This is a genomic window from Scytonema hofmannii PCC 7110 (assembly GCF_000346485.2).
Classification (GTDB): Bacteria; Cyanobacteriota; Cyanobacteriia; order Cyanobacteriales; family Nostocaceae; genus Scytonema; species Scytonema hofmannii.
The window spans coordinates 513,832-536,736 of sequence record NZ_KQ976354.1 but is presented as its reverse complement, the minus strand read 5'-3'; the positions used below and the strand labels follow the sequence as shown (position 1 = coordinate 536,736).

21 protein-coding genes are annotated in these 22,905 nt (G+C 41.8%); 10 read left to right on the top strand and 11 right to left on the bottom strand.

Going from position 1 to position 22,905, the window contains the following annotated elements; genetic code table 11:
* Nucleotides 1-106: 106 nt before the first annotated feature.
* The 4 genes from WA1_RS02315 to WA1_RS02300 all read left to right on the top strand — a co-directional run bounded on the left by WA1_RS02315 (nucleotide 107) and on the right by WA1_RS02300 (nucleotide 2,673).
* Nucleotides 107-364, top strand: a complete 258-nt coding sequence (locus WA1_RS02315; protein ID WP_272819050.1) for a hypothetical protein — start codon at nucleotides 107-109, stop codon at nucleotides 362-364.
* 817 nt (nucleotides 365-1,181) lie between these two features.
* Nucleotides 1,182-1,739, top strand: a complete 558-nt coding sequence (locus tag WA1_RS02310; protein ID WP_017741288.1) for a hypothetical protein — start codon at nucleotides 1,182-1,184, stop codon at nucleotides 1,737-1,739.
* A gap of 49 nt (nucleotides 1,740-1,788) precedes the next feature.
* Nucleotides 1,789-2,205, top strand: coding sequence for a roadblock/LC7 domain-containing protein (locus tag WA1_RS02305; RefSeq protein WP_017741287.1), 417 nt, complete (start codon nucleotides 1,789-1,791; stop codon nucleotides 2,203-2,205).
* Nucleotides 2,206-2,274: 69 nt separating this feature from the next.
* Nucleotides 2,275-2,673, top strand: a complete 399-nt coding sequence (locus WA1_RS02300) for a roadblock/LC7 domain-containing protein (RefSeq protein ID WP_017741286.1) — start codon at nucleotides 2,275-2,277, stop codon at nucleotides 2,671-2,673.
* A 441-nt stretch (nucleotides 2,674-3,114) separates the two neighbouring features.
* On the opposite strand, the gene WA1_RS02295 is transcribed toward WA1_RS02300, so the two are convergent.
* The 8 genes from WA1_RS02295 to WA1_RS02260 all read right to left on the bottom strand — a co-directional run bounded on the left by WA1_RS02295 (nucleotide 3,115) and on the right by WA1_RS02260 (nucleotide 14,309).
* Nucleotides 3,115-3,321, bottom strand: a complete 207-nt coding sequence (locus WA1_RS02295; protein WP_017741285.1) for a hypothetical protein — start codon at nucleotides 3,319-3,321, stop codon at nucleotides 3,115-3,117.
* Between the two features lie 72 nt (nucleotides 3,322-3,393).
* Nucleotides 3,394-4,533, bottom strand: a complete 1,140-nt coding sequence (locus tag WA1_RS02290; RefSeq protein WP_017741284.1) for a hypothetical protein — start codon at nucleotides 4,531-4,533, stop codon at nucleotides 3,394-3,396.
* Nucleotides 4,534-4,557: 24 nt separating this feature from the next.
* Complete coding sequence (locus WA1_RS02285) at nucleotides 4,558-5,529, bottom strand: lysylphosphatidylglycerol synthase transmembrane domain-containing protein (protein ID WP_026134435.1); 972 nt, start codon at nucleotides 5,527-5,529, stop codon at nucleotides 4,558-4,560.
* Between the two features lie 112 nt (nucleotides 5,530-5,641).
* The gene (locus tag WA1_RS02280; RefSeq protein ID WP_017741282.1) at nucleotides 5,642-8,887 is read right to left on the bottom strand and encodes a glycosyltransferase family 39 protein; all 3,246 of its coding nucleotides are present in this window, start codon (nucleotides 8,885-8,887) and stop codon (nucleotides 5,642-5,644) included.
* Nucleotides 8,884-10,242 carry a tetratricopeptide repeat protein gene (locus tag WA1_RS02275; RefSeq protein WP_017741281.1) on the bottom strand — a complete coding sequence of 453 codons (1,359 nt, stop codon included), beginning with the start codon at nucleotides 10,240-10,242 and terminating at the stop codon, nucleotides 8,884-8,886. The genes WA1_RS02280 and WA1_RS02275 overlap by 4 nt, the downstream gene beginning before the upstream one ends.
* Nucleotides 10,243-10,412: 170 nt before the next feature.
* Nucleotides 10,413-11,963: an efflux RND transporter periplasmic adaptor subunit gene (locus WA1_RS02270; RefSeq protein ID WP_051077011.1), complete on the bottom strand. Its 1,551-nt coding sequence runs from the start codon at nucleotides 11,961-11,963 to the stop codon at nucleotides 10,413-10,415.
* Nucleotides 11,964-12,001: 38 nt separating this feature from the next.
* Nucleotides 12,002-13,228: a glycosyltransferase family 4 protein gene (locus WA1_RS02265; RefSeq protein ID WP_017741279.1), complete on the bottom strand. Its 1,227-nt coding sequence runs from the start codon at nucleotides 13,226-13,228 to the stop codon at nucleotides 12,002-12,004.
* A gap of 232 nt (nucleotides 13,229-13,460) precedes the next feature.
* Nucleotides 13,461-14,309 (bottom strand): glycosyltransferase family 2 protein, encoded by an 849-nt coding sequence (locus tag WA1_RS02260; RefSeq protein WP_169886884.1) that lies wholly within the window; start codon nucleotides 14,307-14,309, stop codon nucleotides 13,461-13,463.
* 1,334 nt (nucleotides 14,310-15,643) lie between these two features.
* Here WA1_RS02260 and psbA point away from each other — a divergent pair.
* The 6 genes from psbA (at nucleotide 15,644) to WA1_RS02240 (ending at nucleotide 20,966) form a co-directional block, all read left to right on the top strand.
* The gene (gene psbA / locus WA1_RS02255) at nucleotides 15,644-16,726 is read left to right on the top strand and encodes a photosystem II q(b) protein (protein WP_017741277.1); all 1,083 of its coding nucleotides are present in this window, start codon (nucleotides 15,644-15,646) and stop codon (nucleotides 16,724-16,726) included.
* 282 nt (nucleotides 16,727-17,008) lie between these two features.
* Nucleotides 17,009-17,167, top strand: a complete 159-nt coding sequence (locus WA1_RS58015; protein WP_169886883.1) for a hypothetical protein — start codon at nucleotides 17,009-17,011, stop codon at nucleotides 17,165-17,167.
* A 233-nt stretch (nucleotides 17,168-17,400) separates the two neighbouring features.
* The gene (locus tag WA1_RS02250) at nucleotides 17,401-17,847 is read left to right on the top strand and encodes a tellurite resistance TerB family protein (protein WP_017741276.1); all 447 of its coding nucleotides are present in this window, start codon (nucleotides 17,401-17,403) and stop codon (nucleotides 17,845-17,847) included.
* A 96-nt stretch (nucleotides 17,848-17,943) separates the two neighbouring features.
* Nucleotides 17,944-18,096, top strand: coding sequence for a hypothetical protein (locus WA1_RS56545; protein ID WP_158516585.1), 153 nt, complete (start codon nucleotides 17,944-17,946; stop codon nucleotides 18,094-18,096).
* A gap of 112 nt (nucleotides 18,097-18,208) precedes the next feature.
* Nucleotides 18,209-19,573 (top strand): UDP-N-acetylmuramoyl-tripeptide--D-alanyl-D-alanine ligase, encoded by a 1,365-nt coding sequence (locus WA1_RS02245; protein ID WP_017741275.1) that lies wholly within the window; start codon nucleotides 18,209-18,211, stop codon nucleotides 19,571-19,573.
* A gap of 211 nt (nucleotides 19,574-19,784) precedes the next feature.
* Entirely contained in the window at nucleotides 19,785-20,966 is a 1,182-nt protein-coding gene (locus WA1_RS02240; protein WP_017741274.1) for an MFS transporter, read from the top strand.
* Here WA1_RS02240 and WA1_RS56540 read toward each other — a convergent pair whose 3' ends face one another.
* The 3 genes from WA1_RS56540 to WA1_RS02230 all read right to left on the bottom strand — a co-directional run bounded on the left by WA1_RS56540 (nucleotide 20,967) and on the right by WA1_RS02230 (nucleotide 22,779).
* A complete protein-coding gene (locus WA1_RS56540; protein WP_158516584.1) occupies nucleotides 20,967-21,125 on the bottom strand; it encodes a hypothetical protein in 159 nt (52 codons plus the stop codon). It lies immediately after the preceding gene.
* Between the two features lie 63 nt (nucleotides 21,126-21,188).
* Nucleotides 21,189-21,704, bottom strand: a complete 516-nt coding sequence (locus WA1_RS02235) for a PIN domain-containing protein (RefSeq protein WP_017741273.1) — start codon at nucleotides 21,702-21,704, stop codon at nucleotides 21,189-21,191.
* Entirely contained in the window at nucleotides 21,682-22,779 is a 1,098-nt protein-coding gene (locus WA1_RS02230; protein WP_017741272.1) for an XRE family transcriptional regulator, read from the bottom strand. The genes WA1_RS02235 and WA1_RS02230 overlap by 23 nt, the downstream gene beginning before the upstream one ends.
* Between the last annotated feature and the right edge of the window lie 126 nt (nucleotides 22,780-22,905).

Here is a 22,905-nt window from a genome sequence, read left to right as displayed (position 1 = left end):
GAAGCCGCAATCATTTCACTGCCTCAAATGATAACTGTTCAACCGATAGCTGATATTCTGTACCAAAAGTAAAAACAAATCGTTAAGTCTATCTAGTCAGGGAGTCATGACAATGTTAGAGATTGGAGACTATGCACGCCATCAAATCACTGGGCTAGTTGGTCAAGTCGTTGGTTACGGACATGAAGTCCTACATGGAGTTTACGTAACAACTCTAAAAGTCCGAGAGATCGTTAACGGAAGCCCCGAGCGCAGCAGATTTGTGGAAGATGTATACTCTGAATGGGTGCAAGTGGAAATAGAACACGTTCCTACAACTCTTTCCCAAGAATCAGTGGAAACTGAGGTCGCACTGCGAGCATAAAAGTATAGCGGCAAAATCCCCCATTTTGTGGGACGGGCAGGGATGCCCGTCCTAAATCGCATGACCTGGATTTCTCACAACATCTAAATACCAAATCCCCTGCGATTGGAAATCGCGGCTATACAAACGAAGTCCGCAAGGCAAGGACTAATTTATTAAGGGGATATAACCCGAATGGCACTAAGAAGTCGTAAAAGCTAGCCGACACGGAGACTTGAGGACGCGGTGACGCGGAGAGATTAACTAGAGTTGTTGAGGAGAGTCGGACTTTGAATGACATCAGCTTAGAGGATGTTTGAAAAGTCATGATTGATCTATCAAATATTTTTTCCCCCTCCCTAACCCAGACTGATGTATTGGTCCGGGAACCGATTTTTTCTTGTTTCCCCCTAATACATCGGGGGGATTAAGGGCAATGTCGTGTAAATTTTTAAATTGCCGATTTGATGTCACACAGTCACCATGATGATAATCATTGACACATCAAAAAAGCTTTATACATTATGAAGTTTTTCTCATGACTTTTTCATCATTGTTTCATGCAATACCCAAATTATTAACGGATGGGATGTGATTTTTCCTGAAGAAAGGCATGAGACATACTGCGGGGTGCAGCTCTGTAATATTGTAAGCTTTAATACAAAAGCCAGTCCAAATAAGCTCTGCCATACGGTTAAAAGCCGAATGTATTTAATTAGATCGACAAATAATAAAGTTTGCACTTTATTAAATCCCCCGAATAAATAAATTCGTGGGGAAGCATAGCAGCATAGCAGACGAGAGGTCGGGGCTGCCGAATTAAGGATAGGACTTACGCGTGCAAAATGCGCGCGTCTCGGTTGCTTTTGCTCGAACCCAAACTAGACTAGAAAAACTAAATGAGGCAATGTCAAACAAAATGATGGCAACTTCTAATACTCTCAGACCCATGCTTGGGGATTTTGTGAATGTAATAGACTTTAAAGCGTTGTTGGACGGTATAGAAGAGAACATGGGTAAAAAGGCGGCGGCAATAATTATCAGTACGGCAGGTCGTGCATACGGCAAGAAAATTGCCACTATGCTGGGAGCAACAGCGGAAACACAAGATCTGACCACTGTACTGAAGAAACTGAATAAAAGTTTAGGCATGGAAGGAACACGACTCTGTGTAATTGATGAAGTCACTCAACAAGAAGGCTTTATTCGGGTAACGATAGTTGAGCCATTGGAAATGTGTGGTGAGAACGCCAATTCAGAGCGTTTGTGCCCATTTACGCTTGGTATACTCGGTGGCTTTATTGATCAGATCCTGCAAAAACGTCACCAAGGGCGGCAAATCGCAGTGGCTGAACAAGCAGGTCTACAAACAGAATTTGAGTTCACGCCTGTTTGAAATCAGATGACTTAGGATTCTCGCGATGGAAAGATAAGGAGTTTCGACAATGGCAATTGATATTGATAAGCTATCCATAATTCTGCAAAACTTTGTGAGTTCTGTAAGCAAAGTTCAAGGTGCCGTTATTACTTCCTCAGATGGTCTGCCACTGGCATCTTACTTATCAAATGAAGTTCAAGATGAGAGAGTATCAGCCATGTCCGCTACAGTGTCATCTATGGCTGAGCGGGTCTCATCTATGTTCAATCAGGGCGTTGTAGAACGTATCTACGTTGAAAGTAATCGCGGCTTTAGCATCCTCACCGCCTGTGATGAGGGTACTGTGTTGTTTGTGCTAGCTACTGAAGGTCTCAAACAAGGGGTTTTACTTCAGGAGATTAATCGCATCATTCCAGAACTTAGAAGCGTTCTAGATGGTGGAAATAGTTGGGGGAACTCTGCTGGTACGCGCTGGAATAGGTGATAAAAACCTGAAAGTTTTAGCTGGGTTTGATTGAGTCATTTCTGGAAAGATAGGTGAAGAATTGCAACAATGGTCATTAACACAAACAAACTAAATACAATTCTGCAAAACTTTGTGACTTCTGTGAGCAACGTTCAAGGTGCCATGATTGTTTCAGCACAAGGTTTGCCCCTGGCATCTCATTTACCTAGTGAAGGAGCGGAACAGGAGACCGTATCTGCTATATCTGCCACAATGTCAACTGTAGCAGAGACAATTGCAACTGAGTTCAACCAGGGGTTTGTCGAACAAATCTACGTTGAAAGCAATCAAGGGTTAAGTATCGTAACTACCTGTAGTACGGATGCTATGTTGTTCGTGGTAGCTAGCGGCTCTAATAAAGGGGTACTCCTTCTGGAAATCAAGCGCATGATTCCAGAAATTAAAGCGGCTCTAGAAGGCAGAAGTCGGGGGAACTACGTAGCATAATTTTTTTCCTTCCCTCCAGAGAATGAACATTTTTTGATTCAAGTGGAAGGCACAGCAAATTTGCTTGCTCGTAACTGAAATTGCAAGCTCCCTAGGACTGTTAATGGTGTTGGAGTTGAGCCAAAGCTTGAGGAGTTTTGTGATGTGAGGTTTTCGAGGTTGTGTTGAGGCTTGATTATCGCTATAAGTAAGGATGCGATGCCCTCTTAAGAGGGCTACCTATTTAAGTAGGTATCGCAACTCAAGTTGTTTGAAGACTGTCTAAGAATAGACAGTCTTTTCAATGTCTTGGTATTCTGCCTCAATTAAGAGTGTTCATTTTTAGCAAGCCTACACTCTTCCGAAGTTAATCCTTAGCTGAGGATTTAGTTTTGGGAAGGTTTCCCAAAATACTGTCAGTTGCTAGTCTTATTCCCTCTCGTTTCAATACTGTAGTTGCAACTAGGGAGGAGAAACACGCCGGGATGAGTCAACTGGTCTTTTAGCGTCAGCGATCGCTTGCGCCAAGAAGAACTTTGCATCCTCAGTCTGCCCGGAGTTTAGATAATCTTGCACGAGTTGGCACCAATCCAGAAGCTCCGCAAGCTTGGCTTCATGGATGTTAGGTTGAAATTCTGGAGCTTTGGAAAAAATGTGTACATTATCCATGTTTCTTTAATGGCTTTTTATATCTCCATGCTTCATCCAATAGATAGATAAGTAAATATACTTAATGTTTTTTTAAGATTTCTTTGGCAGATTATAGTAGTACTGTGCGACTTGCCGAGCGATCGCTTCCCATTTATTGTTGCCAGTAACACAAGTCAAATAAGCAAATCCACGGTATACACTCCTGTGGTCTACCTTTTTAACCTTGCCACTCCTTCCTCTTTCCTGTCCACCAGTGCGAGTATTGCCCTTGTTGCTAATTTCGCCTGTCGGGAATATTTTTGTATGTTCCCAATCGAGCGATCGCTCAATCATCGCTTTGACTTTGGGCGTCAGTGAGTCATTTGGAAAGTAGGTTAACCACCGCTGAGCATAAACCACACCTACCATCTGGTAACTGCTATCATGACCACCTTTTTCTGGGTTAACGCCGTCTTCTCGTTGTAGAGATAAGCCATCCTGAATAGATTTGCGGGCGTAGTTAATGAGTACTTGGTCACCAGTGAGTTTGCCCGTAAGTCCCAAAGCTGTGGCAACTATATAACGGCGATGGGTGTAGGGTTTATTATTGTTTATTCCTCTTCTCCAGGCATTGTCGGAAATCATCCATCGCGCTGCACGATGCAATAGAGGTGTGTAATGCGCTACCTTATCGGCGTACTGTTTTGAATGTGGAGATTGCTGTATGACCAGAAGTGTGCGAGACACCGCTTGCACAAACATAGAGGTGCTATGAAAGGGATCGCCAGTTCCCGAAAAACTTCCATCACTAGCCTGCTTGGCAAATCCCCAATCAAACATCCTAAATCCCGCCTCAACCGCTTTTGAATCGTTTTTAATCAGCCCACCGATGATTAATTCTTCACCATGACGCTGTGCTTCAATGTACCATTGCTGAGTCTGTTTAGATTCCCACTGGGCGTTTACACCGTTAGCGCCACTGGGTGCAAGCTCATTATCTAAAGCCGACAAGCGTCGGTAAAAAACGTTCGCCATCAAATCGCTGGATTCACACCAAAAGTCTGTTTTCCCAGATAAGAAAGTTTCAGATTGCTCACTTTGGCACTGCACAAACTTCATTGGCGACTGGTGAATGCTGTTTTTAGTCAATGCATTGGTCAAGATGGTTGTCATTGCGATCGCTGCGATCGTCGTTAGTGGTAACAATAGTACCTTAGTTATTAATAATTGCCTTTTAACCCACCATTTCATCGAAATTTCCTCCTTATCTACTACCTACTTTCCTTGTTTCCCTTGTATTACCAATTGAAATCCCGTAGAATCCAAAAGCAAAATGATAGCCCCTGGCAAACTCAACAGCCAACTTAACGCAGTAATCGTCACAGATAATAGTAGGGCTTGTTCTGCAGTCAAACCAACCCGACTGAATAGATACACCCATAAACCTTCTTTTAGACCCAGTCCTCCCAAAGATATAGGAAGTAAAGTAACTACCACGATGATGGGAATAAATACTAAAAGTTGTAAATAAGAAATGGGAATTTTTAGTTGTTGGGCTATGAAATAGTGATAAGCAACTATAGCTAACTGTAGTAATAGTGAAAGACCCATTGATACAATTAAAGCTTGGCGGTGTTGGGCAAATGTTCGTAACAGGATTTGAATTTTGGCAAAACGAGCAGCTATAGCGCTAAGGCGAAACTTTATCAGCCAAGGTTCCGCCCAAATCAACAACTGAGGACTTGATATCAGCAAAACTGCTCCTACTAGGCTTCCTACACAGATGAGAAAGAGTAGAATAATATCCCAACGTGCTACTAGTTTAAAAGCAGGAGCTAGACCAATTAAAGCTAAAGCTGATAAAGCTGCTAAACCTGTAAATCGTTCTAAAAATACAGATACAAGTGCTACCTCTGAGTCTTTGGTGTGTTTGGCAACCCGATACACTCGATAAGCATCCCCACCAAGAGCGCCTGGGAGAAAAATATTCAGAAACATACCAGCAAAATAGCTGCTAAGCAGACTACTCATTGGAGCTGAATGACCGCTAGAATTGAGAACCACTAGCCAGCGCCAGCAACTCAACCATTGACAACCTGTGTAAAAGAGCAAGGCAAAGATGATAAAGGGCAAAGAGAGATGTTTAAACTGATTCCATGCTTGATTGAAATCTATCCGAGTGAATACCCATACTAATAGACCGATACTGACGAGTGTTTTGATAATAACGACTGATTTAATTTTCATAGTGGAACATATTTTTTTGGTTTTCATTCTAATTAACTAACTTAATAATTAATAATCTCTTCCTCCTAACTCTCATAATCCAAAATCCAAAATCCAAAATCCAAAATCCTTTTTAATAAGCTCCTAAATCTTTGCCTTCATTTGGTATTCGGCTTGGCAATCCATCTTCTGGTTGCCAAAGACGCAAACGAGTCCCAAAGGTATCAATGACTGGTTTACCCAAAGTTTGAATATATTGCCAAGTATTAGGTTGAAATCTACCTTCTCTAGTGTCCTCTATATGAATCCATACACGCTTAGATTTTTCTAACACGCGATTTAACTGGTCTAAATTACTAACAACTACTCCTCCAGCCCAACGGTCAATTAACCTACCATCATGCCAGTAAGTTGCATCGAAATATCCAGTTCCCATGAGGAAGTAATCTAAACGACCTAGATAAATGACAGATAAAGATGGGAGAGGAGAAATAACTACATCTCCTATTTCTTTATGAGTACGGATATATTTAAAGATTTGGTCATTACGTCTGTTAATAGATTCTTGATAGCCAGTTAATACTCTAGTAGGTTGTATGTTGCCAATCAATAAAATAAGAGTAAGACTCAAGGCGATCGCTCGCAAAGGTAGCAAACCACTCAATAACAACTCCAATCTGTTTCCTACGCTTTCTGTTATACAAATTGCACTGTAGATAGCAAGCAAAACGAACACCGGATAAACACCATAGACATAACGTTCATCTGACTGATAGCTAATAATAGTAACAATAAATACTTGAACAATAATACTACTATACAGGAAAATTATTGGGAAATTACGAGTTTTTATAAAATAGATACATCCCATCAAAAAGAACAGCGTATAAATTGTTTGTATCCTATCAGAACCGATAAAGAAATTTGCAGTCAGGTCTGTGATATTGAAAAAGTGAAGTCTAAGATAAGAAGCCGTGCTATCAGCTATTGCTGGTAAAGGAGTCAAAAGTCGGATAGAAGAAAAACCAAGACAGTAGATAAAGATTGTTAGGGTCATTATGCTACCCAAAACAATCTGCCAATCATGTAATAACCGAAATGGACGGTAGAAGAAAAGGAAACCAAGGAGAAAAACTGGCAGTATGGTTAAGCTGATTTCTTGAGTGAGTAGAGTACAAGTGAGAGCAATGAAAAAGATGTATTGATAACACCTCCCGGCTTGCTCAATAAAACCTTTGAAAAATGACCATAAAGACAGAATGGTCAAAAATTGTAAAAGCTGATAAAACCGAATATACCGTGAATACCAAATTTCCCAAGGGTTAATAGCTAAAGCTACTGTGACTAGCAAAGCAATCCATACTTTTCCAGTGACTTTATGGGCAAAAATATAGACTAAAATCAGCGTGGCTGTACCTACAAATACAGATAAATATTTAGCATTAACAATAGAATCTCCCACTAGACGCAACCAAAAAGCTAGTAGGTAGTGAAAGAAAGGACCGCGAGTGTACCAAATGCCAGAAGTTGAAATGGGAGCGCCTGTGCGAAGAATTCCTCTGGTTGCGTCGAAGGAAGTATTTTCATCCGTATCCAAGTCCATAAAATCGAGGTGATAAACCCTCAATCCAAAACCGATACTAACAATCAAAATCAACAACAACCATTGACCCCTTCTTGATTCCCATGTTTGGGTTAACCAATTTTGGATTGATGTCGGTTGGCGAACCTGGGTAATACCAATAATTCCACCAAAAAAAAGCAGAATGAGGGCAACATTTGCTCCTGCTACTAACCCTAAACCAATAAAGGCAACTAGCCCAAGGAAAAACCATAAGCTCCCGCGAGGGAATGTCTCTAATCTACTTTTAATTTGACTCAAGAGCAGAGTTAGCAATACAATACTTACAAATCCAAGCAATATGAGGTAATTGCTTTTTGGTTGAGCAAACAACAATCCAATTTCTGCCTCTGCATAGCGGTGTTTGAGTAAACCAATGCCGATTAAAAACAGAGTTCCTGGTGAAAGTATTGTTGCTCCTGCACTTAAGCTATCCCACCAACTATCCCGATACCTTAACCAAAAGCCTAAAATAAAGGCATAAACCAAAGCAAAGGCAATTCCTAGCAATTGCCAAATACTCAGACGCCATAGGTAATGCGGGTAATTAAGCAGATAGGCGTTACCTTCAAAATGGCGCTGGAACTCTTGCGGTTGAGGTAAACCCAGAAGGGTTGCAGGTTTTCCAGAACCCGCACCTTCTACCCAACCTGGTACTCGCTCTGTCAAAGTCTTCCAAGTATTATCAGTCGCGATCGCGCCGATAATCTCACCTTTTTCTGTTTCCGCCCATGCATCCAAGAAAAAGTCAACAGAGCCATTTGTTAATCTCGCCTCTAAAGGATGAGCCAGCCTCACTGCTAAAATATTATTATCTGGTTGCAACAGTTTTGTCACTTCCAATAGATGTAACTGTTTGCCATCTTCTGTTTTGTAATGGTTAACGAGAGCACCGTTAAGCAATAGGGAATACTCCCCTCTTCCAGCAAAGCGAATATAGGCGTGAGAAATCTGAGTTTTTGGCATTCGCCACCCACCTGTTAGCCATACCTCTCCTTTAGAACTGTGATTTCCAGTAATCCAATTTCCCTGTAGGGGGCGATCGAATAAATTTTTACTTAATCGACTGTAGGTAGCTTCTTTAACAGAACCTAGCATCTTGGCTTCTAACCAATTTACGTCACTGAAATCCACGTCAAACCATTGAAGCGATCGGTAGGTTTCTGACAGATTTGCGACTTGCCAAGAAGCGACTCCTGTTGTTATTAGAATTGGTTTGCCATCAGCGATAGGATAAACAGCCCCCTCAACAACTACACGCGGATTTGTTTGTCCTTTTTGAATCTCCAAGCCAATGACATTTTTCCCAGGACGCAGATATGAAGTCAGGTCTACATAAGTCGTTAATTTCCAGTCTTGGGAACTCCCAAGTAAATAATTCGCAGCCTGAATACGGTAGCGGTTACTGTCATTGAAATCTTGAAATGGCGGAATTTTTACTCCAGCATTCAAACCCAGAGAACTGTTGAGCACGCTGTTTTCCCTCGCTACCCGCCACCCATTAACGTAGAGAGTAAAGTCGTTATCAGCACTAACCGCAACCCAACCAGCCTGAGCGCGATCGGGTAAAGAAAAGGTATGGCGAGCATAAAAACGGTAAGTTGGTGTTTGGGGAGCAATCCATTGAGCTTGTTGCGACCAAATAACTCGCTCTACAGGAGAGGGGATTTTTTCCCAGAGAGAAAAACCCAACATTCCTAGCAAAAGTCCCAAGGTTAATAGCAGTCCCAATGGTAACCAACGCTCTAGTCGGTTCATTTCTCATCCCTAAAAGATTTACTCCAAGTCCTGGGATCGACAGATTGGCGGTACTGTTCCCAAGTTTTGTTAATATCGTCATTATGATAATCAGCCCAAGCTAAGTGTAAATAAGCTTGTCCCAACAAACCAATACTCGGTTCTTGAAAGTACTGCTGCCCGTGTATGATTTGTTTAGCAGCATCAGCTGATTTTTGAAATTCTCCATTCACAACTCTAGCCAACATCAGATCGTAAAGAGCCTCTACATGATTGGGGAAAATTTGCAATACCCTCTCAAAAATATCTGCCGCTGTTCCTGGCTTTCTAGTATCAGAGTTTTTAAGATAATTAACCCCTTGATTGAGGATTGCTGATGCAAGATATCCTCTCACTAAAAAGAGATTGGGTTGGATATCCAAAGATTTTTGAAAGTCGGTTTCTGCTGCTTGAAAATCACCCAATTTGTAGCGTTCTAGTCCTTTGACAAAGTTAAACAAAGCTGGTTTTTGTTCACCTGCATAAAACTCTGCTTTTGCCAACCGCTCGAAAAAAGCTTCATCCCCTTGTAAAGGAGGATACCACGATGCCAAGGTTTTGCTAGTATTGACAACTTTGTCATATTCTCCTTTAGCGAATTGAGTCTCTAGTTGATAATTGGCAATATTGACCCCGATGGTCGAAATTAAAATAATAGCAAACAATAATACTGTCCCAGGAAATAACCAAACTACATCCTTAATAAAAACCTGTAGATTTTTCTTTTCTCCTACCAAATAACACCCAATTAAGCTAATCACCAACCCAATTAAACTGAAACTCCAACCTTTACCAATGAAGCTAAAAAAGCTGTTTTTGTAGCCCAATCCATTTTGCAGAACTCGCTCCCATGAAGGGATTTGAAAAAATCGACTGTCTTGAATAGGCATTTCAAAAATTGTCGGTGGAGGGTCTGGTTGATCTAGAAGTATATTTTGTTTCCAATGAGATTGAACTTCTGCAAAATTTTTATTTACATGAATTGCTACACTCTTCTCTTGATTGTAATAGCTTGATGCTATAAAAGCAACCCTAGGACTCCAAGTTGTGATGAAATAAGGAAAGAGTAAAACTGATATCAATCCAGTCCAAAAAAGTAATCGAGGAGCGCGACTGATACTAAATAATAAAGTAAAAGCCAAACCCAGAAGGGCAAATATCCCTGCCAAAACTCTGCCAATGTTTGTAAAAACAAGATTGGTTCCAAAGACCTCTAAAATTTGAGTTGGTAAACGATACCAGGGATAAATTGCTCCCTGAAGTAAAACTACAGACCCTATTAAAAGGAGAATTTTTTCCCGATTAAACCAGTTTTGCCAAGATGCCAAATTCCTCATAGTCAATAATTTCCTAACTATCCTCTAAGAATGTTTTAAAAGTCTTAGGCGAATATACGCGGCTATACAAACAAAGTCCGCCTAAGCAGACTAGTAAACAATCAAGGCGTTGAAACCCACGTAGGTGGGTTTTGCTTGTATAGCCGCGACTTCCAGTCGCAAAGTCAAGTTTATAGAGAAAATGTAGCATTATATACAGTTTCCGGAGTTGTTTTGGGTGATCTGGCAGACTGGCTGTCAATTGCATCACCGGGATGTAATGCGCCGGGAAATAGGACTACTAGTTCTCCCGGTTTTAAACCTTCTAGCACTTCCCGTTGGTTGTCAAATGTCCTACCTAGCTTCACTTTTTTAATAACAGCTTTGCCAGTTTCTGCAACCATCACCATGCCTTCACCAGCAGATAAATGGGTCACGGAATTTTCTGGGATAACTAAGCGGGTGCTAGTTTGTCCAAACTCAACATAACCTTGCAATCCTGGAGACATTTGCAGCTCATCGACAGTAACCCAGACAGAATAGGTATATTGACGGTCAATGCCTACTTTACGGGGTTGGGTTGCATCAGTTTCGACTGTAGGGTTGAGTTGAATTATCCGCCCATTGAAGGTGCGTCCGGGGTAAGCTATCAAGCGAACTGTAGCCTTATCACCTACTTTAACGGTGTTAAGTCGCGCTTGGTCGATGTAAGCCTTAAATACAGTATTTTGAGCCAGAGTGAGCAGAGAGTCGCTGCTACGAGAATCTACTATTTCACCTATATTAATATTGACTCTACTCACCAGACCATCGGTACTGGCATAAATTCTCGTTCTATTTAAGTCTCTCATCGCCTCCTGTAGCTTTATTTTTCTGTTTTCTAGGGTGAGGCGAGCATCTGCTAGTTCTTTATCTAGAGTTTTTTGGGTAAGCTCCAGTGCTTGCTGAGCAGAAATCAAATCGTTTTCACGGGTGATGTAGAAATCTTGGTTAATAAATCGCTTATTTTCGGTTTCAACAACTCCTTGTTGAGCATCTAGTAGTTCTCTTTTTCGAGTAGCATAAACATCTTGCATATCATATAGCTGAAATTTGGAAATAGCTCCCTGCTGTGCTAACAATTGAAGTTGTTGCAGTTTGTTTTCAACCGTCTTTAGCCTCGCTTGAGCAGCAGCGACATTGTTTTTTACTTCCTGCTCTGCTAAATTATCTATTGCTTTTAGTCTAGTTTTAGCTGCATATAGCCTTGCCTGGGCAGTCCTGACATTTTCTTGTAAATCCAACAATCTTTCAGGTGCTAAGCTTTGCAAAGCCTGAACATTCTTTTCAGCAGTAGCGACATTGTTCCGAGCTGTATTCACCCGGTCTTGAAAAGACGCTGTTTGTAATTGAAGCAGGGGTTGACCGCGACGTACCAACTGTCCTTCGGCTACGTAAACTTTTTCTACTTGTCCTGATACCAAAGGGCGGACATCTACTTCCTGTAGAGGAACAGATTCGCCCGGAGCGGCTAAGCTATCCTCTAAAGTTTTTGTTGTTGCTGCGACAGTCTGGACTTGAATTGGTTTGCCAGCCACGCGTTGCAGAGCAGGATAACCTATACCCGAATAGTAGATTCTGGATTGGGGATCTTTCAAGGTTGGCAAAAGAACGGTTATACAAAGAACCCCCATGACACCCAAGGGGGCTGCGACGAGAGTCGTCAGAACTCCATTAGATATAGATAGATGTGACTGCGTCATTTTCTACAACTCTGATAGAATATTTTGGGAAATGTTTACTATACAATTTTTTCAGGAGTTTGCTTACTTAAACAAGAATCCAGAGCTGTAGCAAAAACTTGCTGCCACATAAGTATAATGCGAGACCAGCTAAAACGGGCTTGGACATCGGCTAAACCTTTTTCCCCCATTTCTGCGGCTTTAATGGGATCTGATAACAAGGTGAGGATAGCTTGTGCTAGAGCTTCAGGAGCTTTTTCTGGTACTAACAATCCCGTCACACCAGATTGAATGACATCCGTAATTCCCCCAACAGCGCTAGCAATAACAGGTTTTTGGTGAGCTAGAGCCTCGATCGCAACAATTCCCAAACCTTCAGTGTCACCTTTGCTATCCACTATAGCTGGCAATATAAAGATGTCGCACCCTGCATATTCCTCAGCTAGTTCTTCTTTACTAACAAATCCCAAGAAATGAACTACGTTATCTAATTCTAAGGTGTGACACTGGGATTTAATCTCTTGTTCGAGAATTCCCTTGCCCACAACTCGCAAGCGTACCGATCTTTGAGCCAACACTAAAGGTAAAGCCTCTAATAAATAGCGCAGCCCTTTGCGTTCATCTAGCCTACCAACAAACAAGAGTGTCGGGACTTCTTGTGGCGATCGTGCTTTATTGTGTTTAGCTTCGATAGTCAGACCATAGGGAATAACGGTAACAGGTTTATCGTAGAGTTTACGAATCAACCCACAAGTAAAAGAAGAATTGGCTGTAACACCTTTAGCCATAGGCAATAACCAACGGAGGATGTGTGCTACAAAACTGAACTTATTCATTAACATCAGTTCAGAGCCGTGAAAACTAAACACCATCGGGATACCTAGTAAAACCCTGGTAGGTAAAGCCATCAATCCATGAGGGAAAGGCCAATGAATCTGGAGTAGGTCTGGTTTTTCTTTGCGGCACACCCAAAACAATTGTAATGTACCTAGAAAAATATACAGAGCCGCAGCTAGCAAATAAAGAGGCTGTCTTTGCAACTTGGTAGGAGCACCATCACGAACAAGATTTTCAAACCGTTTTGGACAGTAGCGAAAGCGGTAAATTTTAATGCCGTCTAATATATGACTTTGACAAGCCTCATAGGCGGGAGCAAATACTGTAAATTTAGCCTCCGTTGGTTGCAAGCGTAAAATTGCTTCTCGTATAAAAGCACCATGATTGCCATCAACCGTCATCGGATAGACAGAAGTGACTACCAGAATATGCTTACTTTTAATATTCATAAATTTCAAAACGGCGACAACCTAAGCTACTGTTTTTTACTAGCTATTCATCACTTGCGTCAACCAAAGTATTTCGGTCAATCTCTCAAGAAACAGGGGAGTAGGGAGTAGGGAGTAGGGAGTAGGGGAAAGAGTGTTTCTTTCAGTCGTAGGGGGTGGTGCGCCGCCCGTGGGACGCTCTCAAGAAACATTATTGGGGTATTTGAATGCTAGAGTAATGGTATGCAAGACTTTATCTTTTACTGACTAAATTGGCTACCGAAGTTGTTCCTAGATTTATCTGTTTCTCCTTATGAGGTTGATTAATGAGATGACCCTCAGTTTGAAACCACCACCATAACTTGACAAAATCAATAGCGGAAGTTAAAAGACGCCCTTTACCAAATTTACTTTTTCCTGAATACCGAGCATGCCAGGGAGTAGGAACTTCTGTGATATTATATCTTTGTGCTGCTAGTATTGCCAATAAGTAGCGGTGGGTAATTTTTTCAACAGGTAAACTAGACAATAGATCGCGCCGAACTAGTTTTATCCAGTTCATATCGTGGATTTTTAAACCAAAGAACAAACGACAAGTGAAGTTGGCAAATTTAGAAGCAAAAATTTTGCCGTCACCGCGCTTTTGTCGCCAACCTGCAACCGCATCTACTCCAGGAACACATGCTTGCAACAGCAATGGAATATCAGTTCGAGGGTCAGACTCTAAATCTGCTTGTCCCCAAAATATCCAATCAGTTTTGACATGAGTTAAAGCTGTCTTCCAGACTCCGGTTACACCCCGTCGTTGAGGATGACGAATGACTTTTAAAAACTTATATTGTGTACTTAGACAAGCAAGAATTTCAGGGCTACTATCTGTGCTGCCATCATCAATTATCACTACTGGTAAAGTAAAACCAAGGTTTAGGAAGGTTTCCTCTAAATAAAGTAGTAGTTTTTCAAGATTCCCTTCCTCATTGAGGGCAGGTATAACTACTGCAATGGAACGACTTTCAATTGGATTTAGACGAGAAAAAGTTGGAGCTTTTTCCAGAGTGGCATCGGTAGCAGCAATGGTAGTAGCACCAGGTATATTCAACATATTTAATTTCATGAAAGCAAATTTTTTAGCGATCGGCTTGATTTCCAACAAAGTCCTAACTATGCAGTTTGAGAATTTAAACCGCACGTTGAAACTAAAGTTTTGAAAATAGGGAGTAGGAAATAGGGAGTAAGGAATAGGGAGTAGGGAATAGTGAGTAGGAAATCGGAGGAAGAAATTTTCATTCCCTCGTTGTGGGCCATCGTCCGTGGGTATCTAGCTTAAAATTTGCAAGGATATTAGTATGGCAATTCTGCATTGCAATCTCCTTCTTTTTTATTTACCACATTGGTCGATAGGAGTAGCGCACCTCAAGACTATATCTGGTACAACCAGATATATAAATGACATAGTCACTAATAGACATCTCCAAATAAGAATATAAAAGCCTTGTGCAGTCAGGGTCGATACCTCATTTCTGGAGATGTCTAATACACTGTCAGACCGAGAAGACCGCAAGGACTTTCCTTTGCTAAGTTTTTGATGCTCTGCCCACTAAAGTCAGGCAGATTATAAAGACTTTTCAGTCTTCATATCTCGCTTGCAAAGGTTCCTCGGCTCAGCACACCCTTAGAGCATACTGATATTTCTAAAGTGTATATTTTTCTTTAGTCCGAGGTTATATTTCTGTAAGTTTTACTGACGAAAATTAGTGTATCATAAACATTGGATCGAGCAAAAGTCTTAAATGCATTAATGGTAATATTCTCTCTTTATAGCTTATTGCTAAAGCTTTAACAGAGATTTTTATCTTATGAAAGAGTTACAGTATTTTTTCTACATATAAAGTAATCTTTTTGTCATAAATTGACTCTGTTGCAACACAGATCTCACTGTCGCGATCGCAGTAACTAAATATATATTTAGAACCTTGTGGTACGGGCATCCCTGCCCGTTCATTCTGGAGAAGGCGGGCAAGGACGCCCACCCCACTCCATGAAGGTGGGCGTCCTCGCCCGCCTCACTCCATGTGTTCTATTAATCTGAAAATGGCTGTAATTTTGTTTTATTTGGACGCGCCAGCACTGCAAAGGATTGGTGTGAGCCAAGGACTATAAGAGGTGACTGAGGGTGGAATTTGCAAAGCAAGCAATTGTTCACTCTAGTTTATTTGCGATCGCAATACTACTCGGTTAAGGATAGTTGAGGTGCCAGAACCGAGCAGTATTGCATCCGCTCATCATTTTAAATCTTGCCCTTTCAATAAGGAGAACTAATAAATATTATAAATTTTACTAAAGTTAACTATATTGCTAAATAAAGTAAAGAAATGTAACTTAGTAATTAAGGTAAGCAATTACCCAACTCATTAAATTCATCGCAATCATAAAACCATGACAGCAACTCTACAACGCCGCGAAAGCGCAAGCGTGTGGGAGCAGTTCTGTAATTGGATCACTTCTACCGAAAACCGCCTTTATGTAGGCTGGTTCGGCGTATTGATGATCCCTACACTGCTTTCCGCAGCCATCTGCTTCATCATCGCTTTCATCGCTGCTCCTCCAGTAGACATCGATGGTATCCGCGAACCTGTAGCAGGTTCCTTACTTTACGGTAACAACATCATCTCCGGTGCAGTTGTTCCAAGTTCCAACGCCATCGGTCTTCACTTCTACCCCATCTGGGAAGCCGCTTCCTTAGATGAGTGGTTGTACAACGGTGGTCCATACCAGTTGGTTGTTTTCCACTTCCTGATTGGCGTTTTCTGCTACTTAGGTCGTGAGTGGGAATTGTCCTACCGCTTGGGTATGCGTCCTTGGATTTGCGTAGCATTCAGCGCACCCGTTGCTGCTGCAACCGCAGTGTTCTTAATCTATCCCATCGGTCAAGGTTCTTTCTCAGACGGTATGCCCTTGGGTATCTCCGGAACCTTCAACTTCATGTTGGTGTTCCAGGCTGAGCACAACATCCTCATGCACCCCTTCCATCAATTAGGTGTAGCAGGTGTATTCGGTGGAAGCTTGTTCAGTGCAATGCACGGTTCTCTAGTCACCTCTTCCTTAGTTCGTGAAACAACCGAAACCGAATCTCAGAACTACGGTTACAAGTTCGGACAAGAAGAAGAGACCTACAACATCGTCGCTGCACACGGTTACTTCGGAAGGCTTATCTTCCAATACGCATCATTCAACAACAGTCGTTCCTTGCACTTCTTCTTGGCAGCATGGCCAGTGGTAGGCATCTGGTTCACCGCACTGGGTATCAGCACCATGGCGTTCAACCTCAACGGTTTCAACTTCAACCAATCGGTAATTGACTCACAAGGTCGTGCGATTGGCACCTGGGCAGACATCCTCAACCGCGCTAACCTGGGTATGGAAGTCATGCACGAGCGCAACGCTCACAACTTCCCTCTCGACTTAGCAGCTGCTGAAGTTGCTCCTGTTGCTCTCAGCGCTCCTGCTATCAACGGTTAATCATTAACTTGAAGACACGGTGTACCTGGTCTTCACAAGAGAAAAGCGTCCTTCGTGAGAGGGGCGCTTTTTAGTTTATAGCTATTTTTAGCTTATGTAAAGGCGCAGAGAAAATGTTCCCAAAGTTCATCTGAACTTCAAAAAGAAAAAGTATAAACATCGTTATGAAAGAGCTAAAGTTTTGTTAAGATGCTTATGCTAGTATTTCATTCCCGAAAACCAATTATCAAGGTGTGAAGAAATATGTAAGTACTAGCACCATTGAGTTCTAAAGATAGGACAATGAACAGCTATATTTTCTTTGACGATGCTCTTCGGATACTTGTAAACGCCTTCTTGGCTTCAGTGTTATTACTTATTGCTGTTTCCGGCATAGGTTTGGCAATCATCGAAACCACTGAAAAATCTGGCGATCGCGTAGACACGAAGCGGTTCCATTAGAGATCGGCTTGCAAACAGTTGATACCAAAAAGCTTTACGTATATTAGAAGTTTTACTCCTTCTAGCGAAAAGTTGGCTTTTTGTCAAGAACCATTGAGTGCAAGTGTTCGTTTGTGAAAAATCTTGGGAACACTAAAGCATAAGAGTCTCATAGCGCTGCACCATCCTCCGACAGCGATCCAAGCATGGGTAGAGGCACCGCTGATGAGACACCAACTAGGGAGTAAACAACAATGGGTCTATTTGACAAAGTGTTTGGCACACAAAGCCAAGTCCACGACATCCTCACGCCAGCAGAAGCTTTTGCTGCTATCACCTTGGCTGCAACAGCATCAGACGGGTATCTGTCTGATGAGGAGGCTCGTAGTATTTCTGCTACGCTGTCTCGGATGAAACTATTCAGAAGTTATTCCAATGATGTCATCAACAGGATGTTTGATAAGCTTCTCGGTGTTCTGAGAAGGGACGGTTTAGATGCTTTGTTTAACTTAGCAAAGGAATCTTTACCCTACGACTTGCGGGAAGCAGCTTTTGCAGTCGCTTCAGATTTAGTGTTAGCTGACGGTATAGTGACTCGAGAAGAGCAGGATTTCTTGAACGACTTGTGTCATGCTTTGGACATTTCTCGTGATATCGCTACCCAGATTGTAGAAGTGATGGTGATTAAGAACCGGGGGTAGGGAGTAGGGAGTAGGGAGTGGGAAGTAGGGAATAGAAATTTTCATAACAGCCAAAACTCATATAGACTCAGTCGAATAAATTCTTATACATTAGGCTTGCCAAAGGAGTTAAATCTCTTTTGGCTCTACTTTAGTCATTTGTCATTGGTCACCGATCGCTGGTCACTGGTCACTGGTCACTGGTCACCGATCGCTGGTCACTGGTCACTGGTCACTGGTCACTGGTCACTGGTCACTGGTCACTGTTAAAATTTCCAAGCTGTTCCAGATAACTTAGAACAGTATTAACATTTAAGGAATCTTGTCCTACTTGTAGGCGAAGTGTTCCCTAAGTGACGTAACGAAGAGAAAATTTAGAATTATGTCTTTTTCTATAACTCTAAGCCAGTTAGTTAAAATTCTTGCTGCCCAAGCTGTCAATTTATCTGAAAATGAGCTAGCACAATCGAGTAACGGTATACAAACGGACAGTCGTATTCTCAAGCCAGGTGAAATATTTGTGGCTTTGCGCGGTGAGAAATTTGATGGACACGAATTTATCCAAACAGCGATAGACAATGGTGCTTTGGCAGCTATTGTGGATTTTAAATATGAGAGTGGTGAATTTCCAGTTTTGCAAGTCCAAGATACTCTCTCAGCTTATCAGAAAATTGGTAGATGGTGGCGGGATCGGTTTCAAATTCCAGTTATTGGGGTAACGGGTTCTGTGGGTAAAACCACCACTAAGGAACTCATTGCTGCTGTGTTGGCGACAAAAGGAAAAGTTCTCAAAACCTATGGCAATTACAACAATGAAATTGGGGTGCCAAAAACTCTGCTGCAACTGACTGCAGAACATGAATTCGCGGTTATTGAAATGGCAATGCGCGGAAAAGGACAAATTGCCGAACTCACTCACATCGCCAATCCGACCATTGGGGTGATTACTAATGTAGGAACGGCACACATTGAGCTTTTGGGTTCTGAGGAAGCGATCGCTCAAGCAAAATGTGAGTTACTAGCAGAAATGCCTAAAGATAGTGTAGCAATTCTCAACCATGATTGTCCGCTATTAATTGAAACTGCAGCGAAAGTGTGGCAGGGAAAAGTTTTGACCTATGGTTTGTCTGGTGGTGATATCCAAGGCAGACTTGTTGATAGCGAAACTTTTGAAGTTGCTGGAATACAGATCCCCTTACCTTTGCCCGGACGTCACAATGCAACTAACTTTCTGGCAGCTTTAGCAGTGGCGCAAGTGCTGGATATTGATTGGTCGTTTTTAGAAGCAGGTGTGATGGTGGATATGCCAGGAGGGCGATCGCAGCGTTTTACTTTGTCCAATGATGTGGTCATTTTGGATGAAACATATAATGCTGCACCAGAAGCTATGCAAGCAGCGTTGAACTTATTAGCAGAAACACCAGGTCATCGGCGTATCGCTGTACTGGGTGCTATGAAAGAATTGGGAGAGCGATCGCACAATATCCACCAAAAAGTAGGAGAAACAGTGCGAAAATTAAATTTAGATGCGTTGTTGGTTTTGGTTGATGGAAAAGATGCCCAAGCTATAGCTGAGAGTGCAGAAGGTGTAACCTGTGAATGCTTTTCAACCCACGGGGACTTGGTTGCTAGGTTAAAGACATTTGTACAAGAGGGCGATCGAATTCTTTTTAAAGCAGCACACTCTGTAGGATTGGATAAGGTTGTCAGTCAGTTCCGGACAGAGTTTATTAACAGTGACCAGTGACCAGCAACTATAATATGTTATGTATGTTGGTAAGTAATTTTTTACCTTTGGTTTCTATGAATTTCCCACCCTGGTAATCTCCTAGAAAATTATCCCACCAGCGATTCGCCTTACAAGGCGTAAAATTTTGTTCGTGGATTCCCCCTCCAAAAGCCAGCGCTGTGAAGATTTTGCGTTGGTTATCAAATTTTGAGGACGGGGGAATTATACAATGCCATTGAATGGTAAAAATAAAACTGCTAGGAATGTAATTTTTTTAATTATTATCTTCGTGGTCATCGAATTATTAGACGAGCTTGTTGATGGAGTGCGTGGAGCCGCTTGGCCATTGATTCGTAACGACTTGCATCTTTCTTATGTACAAGTAGGAATGTTGCTGACGATACCCAATACTATCAGTAGCTTGATAGAGCCGATTTTGGGAATCTGGGGAGATATCGGTCAGCGACGGCAATTGATTTTGGGTGGAGGCGTTGGTTTTGCGATCGCGTTGCTGCTGATTTCCCTCAGTCATAACTTTTCATTGTTATTAGCCGCCTTTGTATTGTTTTATCCAGCATCTGGCTGTTTTGTTAGTCTTTCCCAAGCCACCTTAATGGACATCGAACCTACACGCCACGAGCAAAATATGGCACGTTGGACATTAGCAGGTTCTTTCGGAAATGTAATTGGACCCTTGGTTTTAGCTTGTGCAACCGCATTACATCAAAGTTGGCGGAGTGCGTTTTTTACATTAGCAGTACTGACAGTGTTGCTGTTGGGAATGCTGTGGAAGTATCGAAAAGCAACTCCAACTTCATCTTCCCCAATTGATGAACCAATGCATGGCTTCAAAGATGGGATACGGAATGCGATCAACGCATTAAAACGGCGTAAAGTGCTACTTTGGTTAACTTTACTTCAATGTTCTGATTTAATGTTGGATATTCTAAGAGGCTTTTTAGCACTGTACTTTGTTGATGTGGTTGGTGCAAACAACACGCAGACAAGTTTTGCTGTAACTGTATGGCTGGGATTTGGCTTGGTGGGAGATTTTTTACTCATCCCTTTACTAGAACGGGTGCGGGGATTAGATTATTTAAGATTAAGCGCCATGATAGTCTTGTGTCTTTACCCAGCTTTTTTGGTTGTACCAAACATAAATATCAAATTGGTAATTCTCGGCTTGCTGGGTTTCTTCAACGCTGGTTGGTACTCAATTCTCCAAGGGCAATTGTACACAGCTATGCCCGGACAAAGTGGTACAGTCATGACGCTAAACAATTTGTTTGGTTTAGTTGGTGGTTTATTACCCCTTGGGCTTGGGTTAGTTGCTCAACAGCATGGTTTGTACTGGACTATGTGGCTGTTACTTGCAGCACCCATAGCCTTGCTAATTGGACTTTTGCCCTGACTATAGCAATCCTAAATCATTCACGATCGCATAGAGTAGGGTGGAGAGCAGCGCCGTGCGGGGGTTCTCAGAGTTGTAGCGACTGCGGAGCATCCTCGCCCATACAGGATGTAAGGACGGGCGTCCTCGCCCGTTCCACAAGAACATAATGTTGTTCATTGACTGGAAAACGGCTGGAATTTGTTGTTATTAAATAGACATTACTATTATCTTGTTTTCTTTTCATAAGATATTTTTATATCGTTCAAGATAATTTTCTAAATCTTTTTTAGGTAAACGTATAGTTGGATCTTTTTCAAATAAAATCAATGCGTCATAAAGTTCCTTGACCGTTGCTGTTGCAGTTTTATACATTTCATCAATTGCCCAAAGTATTCCGTGAACTTCAATACGATGATTAGTTGCTATTCTTCGTAACGTTTTGTCCCCCGTGAGTAAAATTGAGTTTTGTAAGCGTTCTGCAAGGGCAAAAGCAAAACAGTCATAAATTGATAAAGCTGGGAATTGACGGCTAATTCCTTGGATTCGGCTGATCCCTGTAGGCGGTGTTTCAAGAATTTTCAAACCACTGTTAATAAGTGTTGTTCTTTCAGACTCTGTCAACTCAATTAGCTCATTGTAGAAAAGAGTATCTGGAATTGTAATTTCATAAGGAAGAGATATAAGAGCGCCCAATAAGGACACTTTGCGTAGATCGATCAGACAAGACGAGTCACTAACAATAACCTGAATAAGCACCACTTGGTCCTTTGAGTCCCGCCTCTACTTGGTGAATCGGTTGTCGCAAAAGCTCTGTGGCTTTGCTCAAAGAAATTAAATCTTCTGCTAGCGCACGATAGCAGAGCCGCTCAAAACGCCAAGCTTGTTCTTTTGTACCACGTTCAGAGATGGTTTCAAGTTCCTCTGGCTCAGTCATTCTCCAAGTTCTTGCTATTGATTGAAAAGAGTATGTTATGGTTGCATCAGAAATAATTCCGATATCTTTGAGGCGAACTAATAACGCTGCTCCACTAACCCCGTACAGTCGCTTCAGGTTTATTAACTCTTGGTAACCTAAGAAATTACGATGCTTACCAACTTCACGATCGAGGTGTTCTCGTGGCATTAAAAAAGCTCCGGCAAAGAAATTTGCAGCTTTTTCCTCATCTTTTTTAGAAAGATTTTCAGAATCTATGAGTTGATGAGCTAACTCGTGTCCTAGGGTTAACCGACGCCGTTCAAGAGAAAATAGGTTGTTGACTACAACAACTGGTACATTTGAATGATTGTTGGAGCGTTTGATTGAGCAAGTAAAGCCCGATACTTTTTCTGGAAGGTTGATTGTGAAGACTTTCATCCCTTTTTCTTCCAATAACTCAGTCATGTTTGGGATAGGGTCATAACCTAAACCCCACTGGCTCCGAACTTCATCAGCGATTTTCTCCGCTTCTTCAATATTACTGATTTTACAGGGTATATCAATAGGTATTTCCCATTCTGCACTACCCATATCAAGAATTTGTTCAATCTGTAAGTAGCGCTCTACCCATTCAAGAACCTCAGTTTTAACTCTTGCACGCTCTTTAACAGTCGTATTGCTTTTGGAGCGGAAGTCAACTTCTCCTAGCTCGATACCTTGAGTATCCATTAAATAAGTGAGAGATACTCCAAGCGCTTTGCTAAGAGCAAGTAGAACACCGGAGCTTGGGAGCATTTCGCCTCGTTCATACTTTCCGATTGCTTGAGGCGATACTTTCCCCTGCATAGCTTCGGAGAGCTGGCGAAGAGACAAACCCGCTTTATTTCGGGCAATCTTAATGCGTTCGCCAATCATAATCTTGCACTCTTGAGGTTTACATAATATCAATTATAGTATGTAATGTAAACCAAGTGTCGGAACAGTCGCGCTATGGGAGGAGAGATTATCCCCACAGACGGAAAGATATGTACATTCGCAAAT

Excerpts from the sequence above, each read along its gene's own strand:
- WA1_RS02315 (WP_272819050.1), top strand. The coding sequence starts at position 107 with ATGACAATGTTAGAGATTGGAGACTATGCACGCCATCAAATCACTGGG.
- WA1_RS02305 (WP_017741287.1), top strand. The coding sequence starts at position 1,789 with ATGGCAATTGATATTGATAAGCTATCCATAATTCTGCAAAACTTTGTG.
- WA1_RS02300 (WP_017741286.1), top strand. The coding sequence starts at position 2,275 with ATGGTCATTAACACAAACAAACTAAATACAATTCTGCAAAACTTTGTG.
- WA1_RS02295 (WP_017741285.1), bottom strand. The coding sequence starts at position 3,321 with ATGGATAATGTACACATTTTTTCCAAAGCTCCAGAATTTCAACCTAAC.
- WA1_RS02290 (WP_017741284.1), bottom strand. The coding sequence starts at position 4,533 with ATGAAATGGTGGGTTAAAAGGCAATTATTAATAACTAAGGTACTATTG.
- WA1_RS02285 (WP_026134435.1), bottom strand. The coding sequence starts at position 5,529 with ATGAAAATTAAATCAGTCGTTATTATCAAAACACTCGTCAGTATCGGT.
- WA1_RS02280 (WP_017741282.1), bottom strand. The coding sequence starts at position 8,887 with ATGAACCGACTAGAGCGTTGGTTACCATTGGGACTGCTATTAACCTTG.
- WA1_RS02275 (WP_017741281.1), bottom strand. The coding sequence starts at position 10,242 with ATGAGGAATTTGGCATCTTGGCAAAACTGGTTTAATCGGGAAAAAATT.
- WA1_RS02270 (WP_051077011.1), bottom strand. The coding sequence starts at position 11,963 with ATGACGCAGTCACATCTATCTATATCTAATGGAGTTCTGACGACTCTC.
- WA1_RS02265 (WP_017741279.1), bottom strand. The coding sequence starts at position 13,228 with ATGAATATTAAAAGTAAGCATATTCTGGTAGTCACTTCTGTCTATCCG.
- WA1_RS02260 (WP_169886884.1), bottom strand. The coding sequence starts at position 14,309 with ATGTTGAATATACCTGGTGCTACTACCATTGCTGCTACCGATGCCACT.
- psbA (WP_017741277.1), top strand. The coding sequence starts at position 15,644 with ATGACAGCAACTCTACAACGCCGCGAAAGCGCAAGCGTGTGGGAGCAG.
- WA1_RS58015 (WP_169886883.1), top strand. The coding sequence starts at position 17,009 with ATGAACAGCTATATTTTCTTTGACGATGCTCTTCGGATACTTGTAAAC.
- WA1_RS02250 (WP_017741276.1), top strand. The coding sequence starts at position 17,401 with ATGGGTCTATTTGACAAAGTGTTTGGCACACAAAGCCAAGTCCACGAC.
- WA1_RS02245 (WP_017741275.1), top strand. The coding sequence starts at position 18,209 with ATGTCTTTTTCTATAACTCTAAGCCAGTTAGTTAAAATTCTTGCTGCC.
- WA1_RS02240 (WP_017741274.1), top strand. The coding sequence starts at position 19,785 with ATGCCATTGAATGGTAAAAATAAAACTGCTAGGAATGTAATTTTTTTA.
- WA1_RS56540 (WP_158516584.1), bottom strand. The coding sequence starts at position 21,125 with ATGAACAACATTATGTTCTTGTGGAACGGGCGAGGACGCCCGTCCTTA.
- WA1_RS02230 (WP_017741272.1), bottom strand. The coding sequence starts at position 22,779 with ATGATTGGCGAACGCATTAAGATTGCCCGAAATAAAGCGGGTTTGTCT.